Source organism: Streptomyces sp. NBRC 110611 (assembly GCF_001590865.1).
GTDB lineage: Bacteria > Actinomycetota > Actinomycetes > Streptomycetales > Streptomycetaceae > Streptomyces.
Map to the genome: position 1 here is coordinate 198,454 of NZ_BBUY01000002.1, position 17,204 is coordinate 215,657.

The 17,204-nt window shown below is 71.8% G+C and carries 17 protein-coding genes; 7 read left to right on the forward strand and 10 right to left on the reverse strand.

Annotated features, from left to right (window positions below; translation table 11 throughout):
- Window positions 1–36 precede the first annotated feature (36 nt).
- Both AZE13_RS05410 and AZE13_RS05415 read left to right on the forward strand, forming a co-directional pair.
- Window positions 37–921, forward strand: coding sequence for a helix-turn-helix transcriptional regulator (locus tag AZE13_RS05410; RefSeq protein WP_066927512.1), 885 nt, complete (start codon window positions 37–39; stop codon window positions 919–921).
- Between the two features lie 39 nt (window positions 922–960).
- The gene (locus tag AZE13_RS05415) at window positions 961–2,259 is read left to right on the forward strand and encodes a helix-turn-helix transcriptional regulator (protein ID WP_066927514.1); all 1,299 of its coding nucleotides are present in this window, start codon (window positions 961–963) and stop codon (window positions 2,257–2,259) included.
- A 17-nt stretch (window positions 2,260–2,276) separates the two neighbouring features.
- Here AZE13_RS05415 and AZE13_RS05420 read toward each other — a convergent pair whose 3' ends face one another.
- The 9 genes from AZE13_RS05420 to AZE13_RS05460 form a co-directional block, all read right to left on the reverse strand.
- Window positions 2,277–3,209, reverse strand: a complete 933-nt coding sequence (locus tag AZE13_RS05420; protein WP_066927516.1) for an NADP-dependent oxidoreductase — start codon at window positions 3,207–3,209, stop codon at window positions 2,277–2,279.
- Between the two features lie 11 nt (window positions 3,210–3,220).
- On the reverse strand, window positions 3,221–3,619 hold the full coding sequence (locus tag AZE13_RS05425; RefSeq protein ID WP_066927518.1) for a nuclear transport factor 2 family protein: 399 nt from the start codon (window positions 3,617–3,619) through the stop codon (window positions 3,221–3,223).
- Between the two features lie 74 nt (window positions 3,620–3,693).
- The gene (locus AZE13_RS05430; RefSeq protein ID WP_066927521.1) at window positions 3,694–4,719 is read right to left on the reverse strand and encodes a methyltransferase; all 1,026 of its coding nucleotides are present in this window, start codon (window positions 4,717–4,719) and stop codon (window positions 3,694–3,696) included.
- Complete coding sequence (locus AZE13_RS05435; protein ID WP_079123726.1) at window positions 4,716–5,879, reverse strand: acyl-CoA dehydrogenase family protein; 1,164 nt, start codon at window positions 5,877–5,879, stop codon at window positions 4,716–4,718. Before AZE13_RS05435 ends, AZE13_RS05430 begins: the two co-directional genes overlap by 4 nt.
- 18 nt (window positions 5,880–5,897) lie before the next feature.
- Window positions 5,898–7,868 (reverse strand): flavin-containing monooxygenase, encoded by a 1,971-nt coding sequence (locus AZE13_RS05440; RefSeq protein WP_066927523.1) that lies wholly within the window; start codon window positions 7,866–7,868, stop codon window positions 5,898–5,900.
- Between the two features lie 25 nt (window positions 7,869–7,893).
- Window positions 7,894–8,370 (reverse strand): flavin reductase family protein, encoded by a 477-nt coding sequence (locus AZE13_RS05445; RefSeq protein WP_066928473.1) that lies wholly within the window; start codon window positions 8,368–8,370, stop codon window positions 7,894–7,896.
- 8 nt (window positions 8,371–8,378) lie between these two features.
- Window positions 8,379–8,636, reverse strand: a complete 258-nt coding sequence (locus AZE13_RS05450) for an acyl carrier protein (protein WP_066927525.1) — start codon at window positions 8,634–8,636, stop codon at window positions 8,379–8,381.
- Between the two features lie 102 nt (window positions 8,637–8,738).
- Entirely contained in the window at window positions 8,739–9,974 is a 1,236-nt protein-coding gene (locus tag AZE13_RS05455) for a ketosynthase chain-length factor (protein ID WP_066927527.1), read from the reverse strand.
- Entirely contained in the window at window positions 9,971–11,239 is a 1,269-nt protein-coding gene (locus AZE13_RS05460) for a beta-ketoacyl-[acyl-carrier-protein] synthase family protein (RefSeq protein ID WP_066927529.1), read from the reverse strand. Before AZE13_RS05460 ends, AZE13_RS05455 begins: the two co-directional genes overlap by 4 nt.
- Before the next feature lie 349 nt (window positions 11,240–11,588).
- Here AZE13_RS05460 and AZE13_RS05465 point away from each other — a divergent pair, with 349 nt between their 5' ends.
- The 4 genes from AZE13_RS05465 (at window position 11,589) to AZE13_RS05480 (ending at window position 15,214) form a co-directional block, all read left to right on the forward strand.
- Window positions 11,589–12,737: an acyl-CoA dehydrogenase family protein gene (locus tag AZE13_RS05465; RefSeq protein WP_066927531.1), complete on the forward strand. Its 1,149-nt coding sequence runs from the start codon at window positions 11,589–11,591 to the stop codon at window positions 12,735–12,737.
- A gap of 86 nt (window positions 12,738–12,823) precedes the next feature.
- Window positions 12,824–13,843 carry a DUF6081 family protein gene (locus AZE13_RS05470; RefSeq protein WP_066927533.1) on the forward strand — a complete coding sequence of 340 codons (1,020 nt, stop codon included), beginning with the start codon at window positions 12,824–12,826 and terminating at the stop codon, window positions 13,841–13,843.
- A gap of 4 nt (window positions 13,844–13,847) precedes the next feature.
- A complete protein-coding gene (locus tag AZE13_RS05475) occupies window positions 13,848–14,291 on the forward strand; it encodes a lipocalin-like domain-containing protein (RefSeq protein WP_066927536.1) in 444 nt (147 codons plus the stop codon).
- A complete protein-coding gene (locus tag AZE13_RS05480) occupies window positions 14,288–15,214 on the forward strand; it encodes an alpha/beta hydrolase (protein ID WP_066927538.1) in 927 nt (308 codons plus the stop codon). Before AZE13_RS05475 ends, AZE13_RS05480 begins: the two co-directional genes overlap by 4 nt.
- A gap of 143 nt (window positions 15,215–15,357) precedes the next feature.
- Here AZE13_RS05480 and AZE13_RS05485 read toward each other — a convergent pair whose 3' ends face one another.
- Entirely contained in the window at window positions 15,358–15,936 is a 579-nt protein-coding gene (locus tag AZE13_RS05485) for a flavodoxin family protein (protein ID WP_066927540.1), read from the reverse strand.
- A gap of 561 nt (window positions 15,937–16,497) precedes the next feature.
- Here AZE13_RS05485 and AZE13_RS05490 point away from each other — a divergent pair.
- A complete protein-coding gene (locus tag AZE13_RS05490; RefSeq protein WP_258527597.1) occupies window positions 16,498–17,190 on the forward strand; it encodes an AfsR/SARP family transcriptional regulator in 693 nt (230 codons plus the stop codon).
- Window positions 17,191–17,204: the final 14 nt, after the last annotated feature.

Below are 17,204 nucleotides of genomic sequence, written 5' to 3' on the forward strand. Positions count from 1 at the left end.
ACCCACCGGCCGGGCCGGCATCCTAGGCTCGAACTCATGGAGAGCCTCGGAACGTTCCTGAAGAGCCGCCGTGACCGGGTGACTCCGGCGGAGATCGGCCTGCGCACCTACGGCACCTCCCGCCGGGTCCCCGGCCTGCGGCGTGAAGAGCTCGCCCAGCTGGCCGGGGTGAGTGCGGGGTACTACACGCGCTTGGAGCAGGGCCAGGCCGAGACCGCTTCCGAGCAGGTCCTCGACGCGCTCGCCCGGGTGCTCCGGCTCGACCCGGTGGAGACCGTCCACCTGCACAACCTCGCGCGGCAGTGCGCCAGGCCCGGCCTGAGCGACCCGCCTCCCGAGGAGCCGCACCCGCGAGTCCTCAGGCTCCTGGAGTCACTCGGTACGGCCACCCCCGCGATCGTCCTCGGCCGGCGCGGCGACGTACTCGCCTGGAACCCCACCGGACACGCACTCGTCGCCGAGCACCTCTCCTACGAAGCGCCGCAGGACCCGCAACGGCGTCCGTCGGTCCCGCGGATGTTCTTCCTCGATCCCCTCACCCGCGACATGTACCGCAACTGGCACCAGCTCGCCCGCGTCCACGTCGCCTACCTGCGGCTCACCGCGGGCCGGTACCCCACCGACGCCCGGCTGGCGGGTCTGATCGGGGAACTCACCATGCGCAGCGACGACTTCGCCGCGATGTGGGCCACCGGTGACGTCTCCGACTGCTCCGTCGGGGCCATGCACCTGCAGCACCCCACCATCGGTGCGGTGAGTGTGGACTACCAGGTGTGGCTCCAGCCCGACAGCCCCGACCACCGCGTCGAGATCTACACCCCGAACGACCCGGCCTCCGCCGACGCGTTGCGCGTCCTCGCCCATCAAAGCCACCGGCCCACCGGACCAGGGCTGCGCCACTCGCCGGGGGTGCACCCGTAAGCTCGCCGGTGACGGCCGGGCAGCCACTACCATGCCCCCATGGTGTATGCGGACTGGGGGGACCCGCAGCGCACGCTGGCTGTGGCGAAGGAACTGATGCGGGCGCCCCTGAAGGAGATCCTGCCCACACTGTCGGCCGCGATGGCCGGCCTCGTCCGGCACGAGGCCCTGGTGATGCTCACCGGGGACTGCCCCAAGTCCGCGAACTGGGGGCATGGCGACCCCGTGCTGACCGGTGATGTCACCACCGCCGAGCTGGCGACGCTCGCCACTCATGTCGACGTCGGAAAGCCGTGGTTCGGCGGGGCCTGCCTCGCCGGCTCGGTGCGGCCGGTGCTGGCCGTGGCCTCCGCACCGCCCGGGTCGGCCGGGGCGCTGCTGGCCGTGGTGCCGCCCGGGGAAGGGGAACCGGAGCCGGAAGTGCTCTCGCTGGTACAGCAGTTGTGGGATCTGGCGACCGCGCGGGTCATCGACCTGCTGCCCGGTGCGGTGCCGGTCGACATGGCCGCCCCGTGGATCGCCAACAGCGAGCGGGACCGGGCCGTGGCCGACGCGGCCGACGCGCACGCCGCCACGCTCACCGCCCTGCTCGGTGTGCTCCGCAGCCGTACGCTGGAGGACGGCGCCGCCCGGCGGACGGCCACGGATGTCGCGGTCGCCGCGCTGGTCGAGCTGCGGGCGACCGGCGAGGACGAACAGCCGGCGCCCGAGGAGAGCGTCCAGGACGCCTTCGGGCGGCTGTCGGACATGCTCAGCCTCCTCTCACGCTACGGCGATGTCACGCTGGAGTACTCCGCTCCGGGAAGCCCGCAGCGCCTGATCCCGTCGGTCATCGCGCGGGCAGCGCGCACCACCGCGCGCGGCACCGTGCTGACGATGCTGGAGCAGGGCGGCGTCGACCGCATCCGTGTGAGCTGGGACATCGAGGACACCGAGCTGCGTATGGTCATCCGCGACGACGGCCCGGGGACGCTCGCCGCGGAGGCCCTCGCCGTCCACCGGCTCACCGACCGGGTCGTCGCGCTGGGCGGCACGCTGACCGTCGACGCGGTGCCGGCATGGGGGACGATCGTCACCGTGCGGCTGCCGCTGGCGGCGCCGGACGTCCCGCGCAGCGATCCGCTGAGCAGCCTGCACCCTCGTGAACTCGACGTTCTCCGGCACCTGGTCCACGGCCACCGGAACCGGGCGATCGCCGAAGCGCTGCACATCAGCGAACACACCGTCAAGTTCCACGTCGGGAGGATCCTCAAGAAGCTCGACGTGGCCTCCCGCGGCGAGGCCGCGGCCCTGGCCCGCGCCTCGGGCTTCCCGGCCGGGGCGTCCCTCGTGGACTAGGGCGCGGCGCCGGGCGTTCACATGGTGAGCACGACCTTTCCCATGGTGGAGCCGGACTCGATCAGCCGATGCGCCTGCGCGGCGGCGGACAGCGGGAGGGTGCGGGCGAGGTGCACCCGCAGCTGCCCGGAGTCGGCCAGAGCGGCGAGCTCCGTGAGACCGACGTGGTCCGGCTCGGCGGTGACGCCCACGCACCGCAGTCCGCGGTCGGCCGCCGTCCTGGCGAGGACCTGGTTGCGCATCTCGACGATGGTGACGAGGGTGCCGCCCGGGCGCAGGACGCTCAGCGAACGCAGCGCGGTGTCACCGCCCACGCTGTCGAGGACGACGTCCACGCCTGCCACGGCGTCCGCGAAGTCCGCGGTGCGGTAGTCGATCACCTCATCGGCGCCCAGAGCCCGTACGAAGGCGGACTTGGCCGCGCTGGCGGTCGTCACCACCTCGGCCCCGCGGGCCTTGGCTATCTGGATCGCCAGATGGCCGACGCCGCCCCCGCCGCCGTGGACCAGGACCCGCCGGCCGCGGCCGACCCCGGCCGCGTCCACCAGTGCCTGCCAGGCGGTCAGCCCGGCGAGCGGCAGTGCGGCCGCGTGCGGGTGGTCCAGCGCCGCCGGTTTGCGGGCCAGCTGCCGGGACGGTGCCGCGACGTATTCGGCGTATCCGCCCGCGGCACGCGGGATGAGCGGCATACCGAAGACCTCGTCACCGACGGCGAACCGGCTGACGCCCGGCGCCACCTCCTCGACGACTCCGGAGATGTCCCAGCCGACGACGAACGGGGGCTCGCCGAGGAGCGGGATCGCACCGGAGCGGACGTGTGCGTCGATGGGGTTCACACCGGCCGCGTGTACCCGGACGAGGACCTCGTTGAGCAGCGGCCGCGGGCGGTCGGCCTCGGTCAGCTCCAGCACCTCCGGCCCGCCGAAGGACCGCTGGACGACGGCGCGCATCCCGGCTGCCGTCACCGGGCGTCCGCGATCATCTCGTCGAGGGTGCTGCCTTCGGGGACGGCCTGTCCGACGTCCCAGTGCTCGGCCAGCCTGCCGTCCTCGATCCGCCAGAGGTCCACCACGATCACGCCCGGTGCGTCGGGGGCGACCCGGACGACGCCGTGGGTCCACACCTGGTCCTCCTCGGCGATCATGCGGTGGACCGTCAGGGAGAAGTCGGGGAAGGGGGTGGCGGCGTGCTCCCGGAAGCTGTCGATCGTCCGGACCGGTCCGGCCCCGGCCCCGGGGTGGTGGTTGGCGAAGTCATCGGTGAGCATCGATCGCGCCCGGTCGAAGTCCTTCTCGTTGTAGAACACCCGGATGAACTCGGAGACGAGTTCCTTGTTCGCCTTCAGCGAGTCGGGCTGCATCGGCGGCTCCCCTTCTGTCGGTTTCTGTGTGGTCCTGCTCGGTGGCTTCGTGCTCGGTGGCTTCGTGCTCGGTGTCATTCCTTGATGCCGACCACGATCGAGTCCGGGCCCACAAGGTGCTCGCTCCACGTGCGGCCGAAACCCGCCTCGGTCATCCAGCTCATACACTCCCGGGCGGTGTAGCCGAAGCCTCCGTCGGTGACCGTGTGCATGGTCAGGCTCATCAGCAGGGCGGAGGCGTTCTCGGACCGGTCGTCGTCGACGAGGGAGTCGTAGACGATGACCGCACCGCCCTCGGGCAGGGCCTGCCACGCCTTCTCCAGCAGCAATTTCTTCTTCTTCAGGTCCCAGTTGTGCAGGATGTGGCCGAAGGTGAAGGCATCGGCCCGGGGGAAATCATCGGTGAAGAAGTCGCCCCCGGCGAACCTCAGCCGCTCTTTCAGGCCATGGGCCTCGACGTACTCCTCGAACACCGGCCCGGCCGCCGGCAGGTCGAAGCCGACACCGGTGAGGTGCGGATGCGCCAGCAGGATCTGCACCGCCAGATCGCCCTGGGCGGTGCCCATGTCGGCCACGGTCCGGTAGTCCTGCCACGACACCTGCTGGGCGATCGTGCGGTTGGCGAGGTGGCTGACGCCGGTCATGGACGCGAGGAACTGCTTCAGCCGCGCGGGGTCGGCGTAGAGGGCGCCATAGGTGTCCAGCTCGCCGCCTTGCGACTCGTCGTGCGGCAGTCCGGTGCGCAGGGTGTCGGTGAGGTGGCGGAAGATGCCGTACAGACGGCCGTTCGCCATCTCCAGCAGGCCGCCGAGGTGCGCGTAGGCCGGCTTCGCCCGGTCCAGGAAGGCCTCGGTGTCCTCGGCGTTGTGGTAGACGCCGTCCACCCGCCGGAGCAGGCCCAGTGCCACCAGCGTGTCGAAGAAGTCCTGCGCCGCGCGGGGGTGCAGGCCCAGCCGGTCCCGCAGTGCCGGGCCGTCCGCCGGGCTCTTGGCGAGTTCGGTGAACACACCGAGTTCGATCGCGCTCAGCAGCGTCTTGGATGCCTGGAATCCCATGCCGATCTGGAGGATACGGTCGGGGGACGGTTGGGGTCGGCTCATGGTGTGCTCCTCGGGGTGAACAGGGAACGGGCGTAGGTGCGCGCCGTCGGCTCGATCTGGAGGGCCTGGTGCGTGGCGATGGAATTGACGTCGCGCCAGAAGCGCTGGAGGGGACCGTCGGCCGCCTGACCGCTCGTTCCGGCGGTGCGGAAGATCCGGTTCACCGCGGTGGCCAGCGTATCGATGGCGAAGGCGCTGTCCCGGGCGTTGCGGGCGACCTCCGCCGGTGTGATCCCGGCGCCGCTGTCGGCGAGATCCGCGATGCGCTCCAGCAGGAGCTGCACCGCGTCGATCTCGGCGGCGCTCCGCGCCAGCACGGTCTCGTAGGTCGTCTGGTTGTCCAGGGCTCCCGGCACTCCGGGCAGTACGGGTATGTCGCGGAGCTTCTTCCCGAGGTGGTCGGCCAGCAGGGCCAGGGAGCCGCGGGCCGCGCCGAGGGCCGGGACGACGAACGTCAGGCCGTTGACGGCGGGCAGCGGCGCCATGGCGGCCACCGGCGGGTCGGCGGCGGGCACCGCCGGCCGGCCGGCGAAGAGCGCCGCCCGGTCGCCGATCCGCTGCTCCGGGACGAAGACGTCCTCCAGCACGACGGTGTTGCTGCCGGTCGCCTGCATGCCCACACTGAACCAGGTGTCCTCGGCCCGGCACCGGGAACGCGGCACGGCCACCAGGGTCAGCCGCGGGCCACCCGTGGCGAGCAGCACCTTCGCGCAGACGATCACCCAGTCGGCGCAGTCGATACCGCTCATGTACGGCCAGCGGCCGGAGACCCGCAGGCCGCCCGGCACGCCGACCGCCTCGCCGAACGGTATGACCGAACACACCACGACGGGGTCGGGCCCCTCCGCCCAGATCTCCCGCCGGCCCTCCGGCGGGAAGAACGAGACGAACCGGGGCGAGCTCGCGAACAGCGAAGCGCACCAGGCCGTCGCCGTGCACGTCTCGCCCAGCGTGGCGACGGCGCTCATGAGGTCCCTGAACGTGCCGTCCCGTCCGCCGAACTCCGCGGGGACGAAGTGCCGCATGAATCCGGCGTCGCTCAGTGCCTTGACGACATCGGAGCCGAGCCGGCGCTCGCGTTCCATCTGGGCGGTCAGCCCGGAGGCCAGCTCGGCGATGCTCCGGGCGGCCGCCGGCAGCGACTCGCGCGCTGTGTCCATTCTCATCATCCTCGGTTGCTACGGCAGAGCCGTGGACGGCTCATGCGGCTGGTGCGGCGGTCGCCACGGTCGGCGGAGCCGGTAGTCGGCGGGGTCGACGGTCCGGGTGAGCCGCCAGTACTCCTGCGCGGAGTAGGGCCAGTTGGTGGCCGAGCGGCCGTTGTCCTGGTACCAGCCGCCCGCCGACGACCAGCCCCATGCGCGGCGTGCGTTACCCGAGTCGACCCAGCGGTTGTAGGCGTCATGGACCTCCCCGCGGACCTCCAGGGCCCGGTGCCCGCCGGCCAGCAGCAGCCGGAGGGCGCCGAGCACATGGGTGACCGCGCACTCGGAGAAGTAGACGATGCTCCCGCCCTGGCCGACGAGGTTGGTGTTCGGGCCGTAGAGGCAGAAGAAGTTGGGGAATCCCGGCACCGTGATGCCCAGATAGGCCCGCGGGGCGCCGTTCCAGGCCGTGTGCAGATCGGCGCCGTCCCGGCCGGTCACCGTCATCGGGGCGAGAAAGCGGGAGGCCCGGAATCCGGTGGCGTAGACGATGACGTCGGCGTCGAACTCCTCACCGCCGGCGGTGAGTCCGGTCGGCGTCACCCGGTCGATCGGCGCGGTCACCAGGCGGACATCGCGTCGTCGGAGAGCGGCGAACCAGCGCCCGTCGTCCCGCAGTACGCGCTTGGCGCCGACCGGGTAGGCCGGTATCAGGGCATCCCGCAGCCCGGGGGCGTCGGCCAGCTGCGCTTCCATCGACCGGAGCAGCGCGGTGCGCAGTTCCTCGTTCAGCGCGGAGACCGCGCGCTCGGTGGGCGGGTAGCCGGGATCGACGATCCAGCCCTCCAGGATCCCCCGCAGGCCCGGTGCGAAGAGCCAGAGCCGGTGCCACTGGGCGTAGTAGGGCAGGTGCGCGAACAGCCATTGCGCGCCGGCCGGCACCGGGTGGCGGTAGTGCGGAGTGGGCCGCAGCCATGGCGGGGTGCGCATGAAGACGACGACCTCGGAGGCCGTGCCGGCGATCTCGGGGATGATCTGGTACGCGCTCGCGCCGGTGCCGACGACGGCGACGCGCCGCCCGGTGAGATCGGCCGAGTGGTCCCAGGCGGCCGAGTGGAAGGCGTGGCCGGCGAAGGTGTCGCGGCCGGGCAGGTCGGGCAGCCGCGGACGGTTCAGCTGTCCCACGGCGCTGATGACGGCGTGGTGGCTGACCGTGCGCTCGCCGTCCGGCCCGCGCAGGTCGAGGTGCCACAGGCACTTCTCGTCGTCCCAGCGCAGGGCGGTGACCTCGGTGCCGAACCGGATGTGGTCGGTGAGCCCGGCGTCCTTCGCGAAGGCGCGGAGGTAGTCCAGGACGACGTCCTGTGTGCAGAAGTGGTCGGGCCAGTCGGACTTCGGGGCGAAGGAGTAGTTGTAGAGGTGGCTGGCCACATCGGTCCGGCACCCGGGGTAGGTGTTCTCCAGCCAGGTGCCTCCGACGTCCGGGTTCTTGTCGTAGATCACGTACGGTATGCCCGCCTGGGCCAGGCGGTGGCCGGCCAGCAGTCCGCTGAATCCGGCGCCGATGACGGCGACGTGGAAGTCGCGGCCGGGGCTCAGCTCCGGCTTGGTCCAGCCGGGGGCCCGGGGGTCCCGGCCGGGGAGCACGATCTCCTCCGCGATCAGCGGCAGGAGGTCGTCGATGCCGGGCCCCATGGCCCAGGTCGTGATCGTGCGCAGCAGGTTCCGGTCCGGCGGCCCGGGCGGTGCGCCGGGACCACGGTCGCGCAGCCGCAGCAGGACCTCCAGGGCCCGCTCGCGGGCCTCGTCCTGCTGGGCCCGGGGCAGTCCGCCCTGCGGCGCGAACAGCCAGCCGGGGGCCCGGAGGTCCTCGCGCAGCACCGAGGTATCCCCCGTGAGGTGCGCGATCGTCATCAGCAGCGCGGGGATCTCCGCGTCGGCCAGGTGCCGGCGCAGGGTCTCCTCGTCACCGGTGATCGGTGGAACGGTCCTGCTGAGCGCCATGGGGAACAACCACCTTCAGGAGAGGTCATCGCGCGGAGCTGATCGTGGCGAACGTCCGGTCGACATAGACGGCGGGGGTTCCGCGGTCGGCGAGCGTCTGGTCGACGACCTTGCCGACGAGGATGACGTGGTCCCCCGCGTCGTGCCGTGCGTCGACCAGGCATTCGAGGGCGGCCAGCGCGTCCTCGACGATCACGCCGCCGCGCTGGGTCCGGGTGAAACCCCCGCCGGCGAATTTCCCGGCCGTACTGGTCGCGAAGCGCCGGGCCAGTTCGGTGTGGTGCCGGCGGAGAATGCTCACCGCGAACTCCCCGCCGCGTTCGAAGGCGGGAAAACACCGCGCCGACTTGGCCACGCAGATCAGCACCAGCGGCGGGTCCAGGGACACCGAGCAGAAGGAACTGACCGTCAGGCCATGGGGTTCGCCCGCCTCGTCGCAGGTCGTGACGATGGCGACCCCCGTGGGGAACCGGGCCATCACGTCCTTGAATTCGTCAGTCATCGGGAACATCAACTCGAAGGATTCGACGCGCCGTTGACGAGTTCGAGCACCGCGCGCGGGGTCTTCAGCTCGGCTATCCGCTCGTCGGGAATCTGCACTCCGTATTCGGAGGTGATACGTGTGGCGGTCTCCATCAACGCCAGCGAGTCGTAGCCGAGGCTGTCGAATTCCTTGTCCAGGATGTCGCCGGAAAGACTGTCGTCGTCCGTCTCACCCGCGCATTCGATCAGCAGGCGGCGGAGGTCGTCGAGGGTCATCTCGCTCATGGTCAGCTCCTTGAGGGGCGTCGGTTCGGAAGCGGGTCGTTCGGAAGCAGGTCGTTCGGAAAAGGGGCGGTCCGGACATGCGCCGGTTCCCGGCGGCGCCGGTCAGGGCGTGGGCACGGCGCGGACGACGACCGCGCTGTTGAACCCCCACCTGCCGCGGGCGAGGACGAGGGCCGCCGCCACCGGACCCGGCCGGGGCGCTCCCCGCACCAGGTCGATCCGGTACTCCGCGGGCACCTCGACCGTGCCGGCGGTCGGCGGGATCACGGCGTCGCGGAGGGACAGCAGCGCGCCGCAGACATCCACCGGCCCGCCTCCGGAGTAGAGCCGTCCGGTCAGCGCCTTGGGCGCGGTGACGGGCACCGCCCCCGGCCCGAACAGTCCGCTGATGGCCTCCGCTTCCACCCGGTCGGACTCCGGCACCCCGGCGGCGTCGGCGAACACCACGTCGATCTCCCCCGGTGCCAGCCCGGCGTCGGCGAGCGCCAGTTCCGCGGCACGGCGCAGCCCGGGCGGGCGTGGTGAGCCCGGCGGCGGATCGAAGGTGGTGGCGTATCCGGCGATCTCCCCGTAGACGTGCGGGGCGCTGCGGGCGGTGGCCGCCCGGGCGGTCTCCAGGACGAGGATCGCGCCGCCCTCGCCGGGGACATATCCGCGGGCGTGGGCGTCGAAGGGCAGATACGCGCGGTGCGGGTCGGTCGCGGTGCTCAGGCGCCCGCCGGAGATCTGCGACACCCAGCCCCAGGGGTCCAGCGCGGAGTCCACGCCGCCGGTGACCACCATCGGCGTGCCGCGCAGGATGGTCCGGCGGGCGTGGCCGATGGCATCCAGTCCGCCGGCCTGTTCGGCGACGAGTGCGCTGCTGGGCCCGCGGAGCCGGTTGCGGATGGAGATCTGCCCGGTGTTCACCGCGTAGAACCAGGCGTAGGACTCGTAGACGCTGACCGAGCCGGGGCCCCGCGACCAGAGCTTGTGGAACTCCCGGTGGGTGAACTCGAAGCCGCCGGAGGCGTTGGAGGTGACCACGCCCATCTCGTAGTCGCGGAAGGCGCCCTCCTCGATCTTGGCGTCGGCCAGCGCCCAGTCCGCGGCGACCAGGGCGTACCGGGTCGAGACGTCGGTCTGCGGCAGCAGCCTGTTCGGCAGGTGCGCCGCCGCGTCGAAGCCGTCGATCTGCCCGGCCAGCCGCACCGGGTAGCGCGATACGTCGAACCGGGACAGCGTGCCGATGCCGGTGCGGCCCTCAAGGACCGCCTCCCAGTACTGTTCCAGGCCGAGGCCGTTCGGCGCGAGCAGGCCGATGCCGGTGACCTGGACGGCTTCCCGCCGCTGCGTCATGCCGCCGCACCCCCGGCCGCGCGCAGCACCATCGCACTCTGGAAGCCGCCGAATCCGCTGCCCACGGTGAGCACGCTGCGGAGGTTCTTCTCCCGGGCGGTCCGCGGCACATAGTCGAGGTCGCATTCGGGGTCGGCCTCGTGCAGATTCGCCGTCGGCGGGATCACCCCGTTCTCGATCGCCAGCGCGCACGCGGCGATCTCGATCGATCCGATGGCGCCGAGGGAGTGCCCGATCATCGACTTGATCGAGCTGACCGGCGCCCGGTAGGCGTGGTCGCCCAGGCTGCGCTTGTAGGCGGCCGTCTCGTGGCGGTCGTTCTGCTTGGTGCCGGAACCGTGGGCGTTGATGTAGTCGATGTCGGTGGCGCCGATCCGGGACTCGTCCAGGGCGACCCGGATGGCCTCCGCCATCTCGCGGCCGTCGGGCTTCAGTCCGGTCATGTGGTAGGCGTTGCAGCGCGTGGCGTAGCCGGTGATCTCGGCGTAGACGTGCGCACCGCGCCTCCTGGCGTGCTCGCGCTCCTCCAGGACGAACATGGCGGCGCCCTCGGCGAGGACGAATCCGCTGCGGGTCCGGTCGAACGGCCGCGAGGCGTGTTCCGGGTCGTCGTTGCGGGCGGTGGTCGCCTTGATGGCGTCGAAGCAGGCCACGACGATCGGCGTGACCGGGGTGTCGGAGGCGCCGGCGAGCATGACGTCCGCGCTGCCCTCCCGGATCAGCTGGCAGGCGTGCCCCACGGAGTCGATCCCCGAGGTGCAGCCGTTGGAGACCATGGTCACCGGGCCTTCCGCGGCGACGGTCCACGCCACCTCGGCGGGCATCGCGCTCGGCACGAGGTAGTCGAACATATGCGGTGACAGGCTGCCGTGGTCGACCAGCCAGTTCCGTCCGCTGTCGGACAGGACGAGGTACTCCTGTTCCAGGCTGGTCGCCGCGGCCACGGCGCTGCCCAGGCTGACCCCGACCCGGCCAGGGTCGAATTCCTCGAACTGCAGGCCGCTGTCGGAGATCGCGTCCCGCGCGCAGACCACGGCGAACTGCGACGCGCGGTCCATACGGCGGATCTCCAGCGGGGAGAGCCCCTCGTGCACCGGGTCGAAGTCGGCCTCGCCGGCGACCTGGGAGCGGTACGGGGACGGGTCGAAGAAGCTGATGCGGCGGGTGGCGGTCTGCCCGGAGGTCAGCAGCTTCCAGAACGCCTTGACTCCGTTTCCTCCCGGCGTCCGCACCCCGATACCGGTGATCACCACACGGCGCGTCATCGCCTACCGCCCGTCACCTTCGCAGCAGCTGAGTCGTTCATCGCTATTCCCTTTCGTCAGAAGCGCACAGCACCGGCGCACCATCCGCCGCGGCGCGGCGCAACGAGGACGATCAGCAGGTTCCGGGGGGCTGCTCGGACCTTGCTCGAAGGCCGGTGGTACGCGGATCCCGCCGGGAAGGGGCGGCGGGCTTCGAGCGAGTATCGAGCGATCTCCGAACCGGTGCCGCCAGCGTTCCCGGGCGTGGGCCCGCTGGTCCGGGCCGGTCCGGCGCTGATCCGCCGGACAACAGGCCCTGACCGGCGACCGGTTCGCCGGCCGATTCACCCGAGCCAAGGAGCGCATCAGGATGGACGACCTGACGTCAACCGCACTGCTGCCGGCGGCCCGGGACGTCGCCGCGGCGGCGGCCCGCTGCGCGGCCGCCGCGGAAGCCGACCGCCGGCTCGACCCCGACGTGGTCAAGGCGCTGGTGGCGGCGGGCTTTCCACGCCACTTCGTCCCGGCCGGCTGCGGCGGGAGCGAGGGCACCTTCCTGGAGCTGCACCGCGCGGTGGCCGCCGTCGGCGAGGGCTGCACCGCCACCGCATGGTGCGCGTCACTGGCCGCGCACGTCTCCCGGATGGCCGCGCACCTTCCCCGCGAGGGCTGCCGCGAGATCTGGGCCGACGGCCCGGACGCCCTGCTGGTGGCCGCCCTGTCCCCGATCGGCACGGCCGAACCGGTGCCCGGCGGCTACCGGCTCTCGGGGACCTGGCCGTTCGTCAGCGCCATCGACTACGCGGACTGGGGTCTGCTGGCCGCCATGGCACTCACCGGGGACGAGCCCGAGCCGAGGCTCTTCGCCGTGCCGCGCAGCGCCTGGCGGACCACCGACACCTGGCAGAACGTGGGCATGGCCGCCACCGGCAGCAACACCGTGACCGTCGAGGACGTCCTGGTCCCGGCGGCCCGTACGGTCAGCCGGGAGGATCTGTTCGCGGGCCGCGCCGCCGCGTCGGACGCGTCCTGTCACGCGGTCCCGATGCAGTCCACGACCATGATGTTCGCCTCGCCCGCGCTCGGGGCCGCCAGGGGGGCGCTGGGGGCCTGGACCGACCATGTCACACCGAAGATCCGTGCCGCGGCCGGCCGGACCGGGCCCGCCCTGGCCGGTATGCCGACCTTCAACCGGACCTCCTACGACGTGACCCTCACCCGCAGCGCGACCGAGATCGACGCCGCCGGGATGCTGCTCGAACGGTCCGCGGCGACGGCGGACTCGGGCCCCGGCATCAGCGGGCGGGCGACCATGGAGAGCTGGCGCGACTGCGCGATGGCCACCGAGATCCTCGTCGGTGTCGTGAACCGGCTCTTCCGCGGGGTCGGCACCGCCGGGCAGTCCTCGGCCAACCCCGTGCAGCGATTCTGGCGCGACGTCAACTCCGTGGCCGGACACCAGGCACTCCAGCTGGAGTCCGCCGCGATCGCCTACGCGCGGACCGTCCTCGACGTCTGACCGCCGGCCCACCGCCGGGAGGGTCCGGCCGCGCCGGTCCCGCGCACCGTCCGCGCTTCATATCACCACGTTCCGGAAGGGGTTCCATGACCGCGACCACCACGACCAGCCCGAGCGGCCGCTCTCGCGTCATCTGGGCGGACGACTTCTCCGACGGCTTCGACACCGAGGGCCCCGGAGCGAAGTGGGCGTATCTGCCCCTCGGCCCCGGCGTCGGCCACGACGGTATGCCCAGCACCTCCCAGGGCCGGCTGCGCGTCGTCGCCGGCGGGACCAACCCCCGCACCGGGGAGCCCGCGTTCACGCACACCGTGGGCCAGCACGACCCCGGCAAGCTGCCGGGCACGCTCGACCACGTCAAATGGCTCGTCTACGCCAACCAGCACTCCTCCGGCGGAATTCTCGGCTTCGACACCGCACCCGGGCACGAACTGTCCTGCGAGACCCGGATCTCGGGTGCCGTGTACGGCACACGGGACCACCCCTTCGAGGACGCCGTGGTCAACCCCGATGACGACCCCCGGCTGGCCATGGTGGCCCTGGCTCTCCAGGACCCGGAGACCGATGTGGCCTTCGAGTTCGCGCTCACCAACGAGTCGGTCCACGTCCTCTACGAGCGGCTGCCCAACGCCCGTGCCCAGCTGGGAAACTACGCGTCCTTCCTCCACGCCGTCCCGGTGGCCTCGCGCACCCCGTGCGAGGAGCACCACGTCAGGATCTCCTACGACCGCTCGGCCGGCCTGGCCCGGTGGTTCCTGGACGGCCGGGAGGTCTTCCGTGTCGACCGGGTCGGCTGCCGTCTTCCGTCGCGCCGCTATCTGGTGACCGACCACGGCGGCACGGAGGGGCGCGTCGAGCCCCGCCAGCTCGCCTGCGGCATGGGGATGTTCAACTTCCTGGACGGTACGCTCCCCGGCCGCCCCGGTTCGGGACTCGTCCGGCTGAGCGGCGCGCCGGACTTCTACTTCGACCCGGTGACCGGCGAGCCCGACCCGCTGGCCTTCCTGGACGATGCGAGCCTGGCGTCCCACCGCCTGTTCGGGCAGGGCGCCGAGCTGCGGATGGGCAGGTTCACGGTGTCGAGCAAGCGCACCGGAACGAGCTGAGGCCATGTCGCACACCTCCGCGTCCCCGGTGCCCCCACCCTCCCCGGAAGAGCTGGCCGGAGCGTGGGAGCTGGTGTCCTACGTCAGCGTCGACGAGGACGGCGCCGCCGGTGAAGGCCCCTTGGGCCCCCGCCCCCGTGGGCTGCTGATCTACGCATCCGACGGCCATATGTCGGTGAGCATGATGCGGGGGGACGAGCAGCCGCCCGGGCGTGCGGGTCCGGCTCAGCGGTTCATGGGGTATGCCGGGACCTGGCGGCTGGCCGGACGGCAGGTCGTCCATGACGTCGCCGTGAGTTCGCACGGCTATATGGCCGGCACCCGGCAGACGCGGGAGCTGGTGCTCGACGGTGGTCTGCTGACCCTCTCCGGCTCGGCGCGCGCCGCCGGCGGCCCGTCGCAGCACCGCGTCCTGACCTGGCGGCGAGCGGCGGGAGGACGGCCGTGACCTACCACTTCGACCCCGAACTGGCGCCCTTCGCACCGCGGATGCGCCCGCTCGACTACGCCGACCCGGACGGGGCGCGGGCCGGGCTCCGGGAGGTGATGGCGCGTCAGCCCGCCTATGAACCGGTGTCCCGGGTGCTGGTGGAGGACCGGCGGGTGCCGGTGCCGGGCGGGCCCGGGGTGACGGTGCGGCTGTACCGGCCGGTGGACCGGTCCGGTCCACGGCCCGCTCTGGTCTTCCCGCACTGGGGCGGATTCCTCACCGGTGACCTGGAGACCTCGCGGACGGCGGCCACCCGGATCGCCGACCAGGTCGGCGCGGTGGTGGTGTCGCCCGACTACCGCCTCGCGCCCGAGCACCCGTTCCCCGCCGGCCTCCAGGACTGTTACGCCGCCCTGGAGTGGACGGCCGCCGACGCCGACCGGCTGGGGGTGGACCGCGAGCGGATCGGGGTGGGCGGCTTCAGCGCGGGCGGGGGGCTGGCGGCCGCGCTGGCCCTGCGCTCCCGCGACCGGCAGGGGCCGCCGGTGCGCTGCCTGTCGTTGCTGTTCCCGCAGCTGGACGACCGGCTGGAGACCGTGTCCGCCCGGTCCTTCGTGGACACTCCGATGCTCGACCGCGGCAACCTCGTGCTGAGCTGGAAGCACTACCTCGGCGGCGGGCGGCCCTCGCCGTACGCGGCGCCCGCCCGGGCCGAGGAGCTGCGCGGGCTGCCGCCGGCCTTCGTGGGGGTGTGCGAGTACGACCCTCTCCGGGACGAGGGCATCACCTTCGCCCACCGGCTGATCCAGGCGGGGGTGCAGACCGAGCTGGTGCACTATCCGGGCACCTTCCACGGTTCCCTCGGTGTCGCACACGCCGCGGTCTCCCGGCGCATGGTGGCCGACCAGATCGACGCGCTCCGCCGGGGCCTGGCGGCCTGAGCCGATCGGCCGGGGCACCGCCCGGCGGCCACCCACCTCGGGCAGGTGCCCCGGACTCGTGTGAGCCCGGGGCACCTGCCCGAAGTACGCCCGCTGACGGGCCGTGCCCCCGGCCCGTTCCTGCCGGGAGGGGGCCGGCGGTGTCAGCCCAGCGACCTGGCCCGGTGCAGCAGGAGGGTGTGCTCGGCGACGCGCTGCCCGAGGTGAGCCGCGGTGAGCAGGTCGGTCTTCTGCATCGCCTGCGGCCCGTCATCGCCGGGCGACTGGGCCATCGCGCCCAGCCAGCCGCCGAGCCGGTTGAGTTCGCCCTCGTTCGCACCGGGCAGCAGGTCGAGGTTGACCCAGTGCATGCCGTGCTGGGCGGCCAGGATGGTGAAGTACTGCAGGGTGTGGAGCTTGTCCCCGCTCATCGCCCCCGAACTGGTGAAACCCGCGGCTACCTTGTTCTTCCATGCCTGCGCGTACCACCGCCCGCTGGTGTCGTGCGCGAACGTGTGGAACGCGGGGCTCGCCGAGCCCATGTAGGTGGGCGAACCGAAGATGATGGCGTGTGCGGCGTCCAGCGTCGCCCAGTGCTCCTCGGTGAGCGCGTCGACCGAGATCATCTCGACGGCCGTCCCCGCCACCGACGCCGCGCCGTCCCGGGCGGCCTCGGCCATCCGGGCCGTGTGCCCGTACCCGCTGTGATAGGCGATGGCAACGGACACCGAACTGTCGGACATGTGGATTCCCCTTCATTTTCACGTCAACGGTGCCCGCCTCGCGGGCACACGTGCCTCCCCGACGCCCCGTTCGGCATGAGCGGGGCGCCCCGCGGTCAGCCTCGCAGCTCCTCCCGGACAGGCGCACTGGCCAAGTGGGCTGTTCCACCCGCCCGAAAGGACTGCCCGTCCGGCGGTTCCCGCCGTATACAGCCTTTTACTTCCGCATCACCCGGCAGAGAGCAGGTCGACGAACCAGCCACCAGGAAATTCGCACAACGTGACGCGGGTCACGTCGGCCGTGGTGGTTCTGCGGCTTTCCGTCAGTTACCTTGCGAGGAAAGCGTTTCGCCGCTACCCGCACGGAAATTCACCCGGTACCGGCGACGGGGGTTGCAAGGATCAGCCGATCCGACGAAGCCACTGATCCACATTCGGCACCACGTGTCCGAACCCATGGAATCTGCGCCTCCACCGGATTTCGCTGATCAACAAAGGGGGAAATCAGTGAAGTTCAATCTGCTCGGCCAATTCGAGATTGTGTCGAGCAACGGCAGGTCATTGCTCTTGAGCAGGTCGAAGGTGAGCCAGCTCCTCGGGCTGCTGCTGGTCCAGAACGGGGAGACGGTCGGCGTGGACACGCTGATCGAGGAACTGTGGGGCGAGAACGTCCCGCGCAGCTCGCTGACCACGCTCCAGACCTACATCTACCACGCACGAAAGATCTTCGCGGCCCTGCCCGACGGGCAAGCGGTCCTGGTCACCAGGCCGGCCGGGTACGTGATCCAGGTACCGGGCGAAGCGATCGACGCCGTCGTCTTCGAGCGGCTCGTCCAGCAGGCCAGGAGGCTGCTCGACGACGGGCGCCCGGAGGCGGCACTGAAGCGCCTCGACGAGGCGCTCAGGCTGTGGCGGGGGCCGGTGCTCGTCGGCATGATGCTCGGCAGCGTGCTCAACGCCCACATCACCTACATCAACGAACTCCGCTTCGCGGCCACCGAACTCCGCATCGAGGCCAGCCAGCGCCTCGGACGGCACCAGGAGATCATTCCGCAGCTCCGGCTGCTGGTCGCCGAGAACCCGCTCAACGAGCGACTGCACGCGCAACTGATCACCTCACTGCACAAGTGCGGGCGGCGGGCCGAGGCCCTCCAGGCGTACCGGAGCCTGTGGCGGACGCTCGACATGGAACTGGGCGTCGAGCCCGCGCCCGAACTGCAACTGCTCCAGCACGAGATGCTGAGCCGGGCCAGTCCCGTTCCGGGCCCGCGCTGACCGGCGGCGGCGCC

Bases quoted from the DNA above. Each gene is read 5' to 3' on its own strand.
- AZE13_RS05475 (WP_066927536.1), top strand. From the start codon at position 13,848: ATGTCGCACACCTCCGCGTCCCCGGTGCCCCCACCCTCCCCGGAAGAG.
- AZE13_RS05455 (WP_066927527.1), bottom strand. From the start codon at position 9,974: ATGACGCAGCGGCGGGAAGCCGTCCAGGTCACCGGCATCGGCCTGCTC.
- AZE13_RS05425 (WP_066927518.1), bottom strand. From the start codon at position 3,619: ATGCAGCCCGACTCGCTGAAGGCGAACAAGGAACTCGTCTCCGAGTTC.
- AZE13_RS05420 (WP_066927516.1), bottom strand. From the start codon at position 3,209: ATGCGCGCCGTCGTCCAGCGGTCCTTCGGCGGGCCGGAGGTGCTGGAG.
- AZE13_RS05470 (WP_066927533.1), top strand. From the start codon at position 12,824: ATGACCGCGACCACCACGACCAGCCCGAGCGGCCGCTCTCGCGTCATC.
- AZE13_RS05415 (WP_066927514.1), top strand. From the start codon at position 961: ATGGTGTATGCGGACTGGGGGGACCCGCAGCGCACGCTGGCTGTGGCG.
- AZE13_RS05450 (WP_066927525.1), bottom strand. From the start codon at position 8,636: ATGAGCGAGATGACCCTCGACGACCTCCGCCGCCTGCTGATCGAATGC.
- AZE13_RS05410 (WP_066927512.1), top strand. From the start codon at position 37: ATGGAGAGCCTCGGAACGTTCCTGAAGAGCCGCCGTGACCGGGTGACT.
- AZE13_RS05435 (WP_079123726.1), bottom strand. From the start codon at position 5,879: ATGGACACAGCGCGCGAGTCGCTGCCGGCGGCCGCCCGGAGCATCGCC.
- AZE13_RS05430 (WP_066927521.1), bottom strand. From the start codon at position 4,719: ATGAGCCGACCCCAACCGTCCCCCGACCGTATCCTCCAGATCGGCATG.
- AZE13_RS05485 (WP_066927540.1), bottom strand. From the start codon at position 15,936: ATGTCCGACAGTTCGGTGTCCGTTGCCATCGCCTATCACAGCGGGTAC.
- AZE13_RS05445 (WP_066928473.1), bottom strand. From the start codon at position 8,370: ATGACTGACGAATTCAAGGACGTGATGGCCCGGTTCCCCACGGGGGTC.
- AZE13_RS05465 (WP_066927531.1), top strand. From the start codon at position 11,589: ATGGACGACCTGACGTCAACCGCACTGCTGCCGGCGGCCCGGGACGTC.
- AZE13_RS05440 (WP_066927523.1), bottom strand. From the start codon at position 7,868: ATGGCGCTCAGCAGGACCGTTCCACCGATCACCGGTGACGAGGAGACC.
- AZE13_RS05460 (WP_066927529.1), bottom strand. From the start codon at position 11,239: ATGACGCGCCGTGTGGTGATCACCGGTATCGGGGTGCGGACGCCGGGA.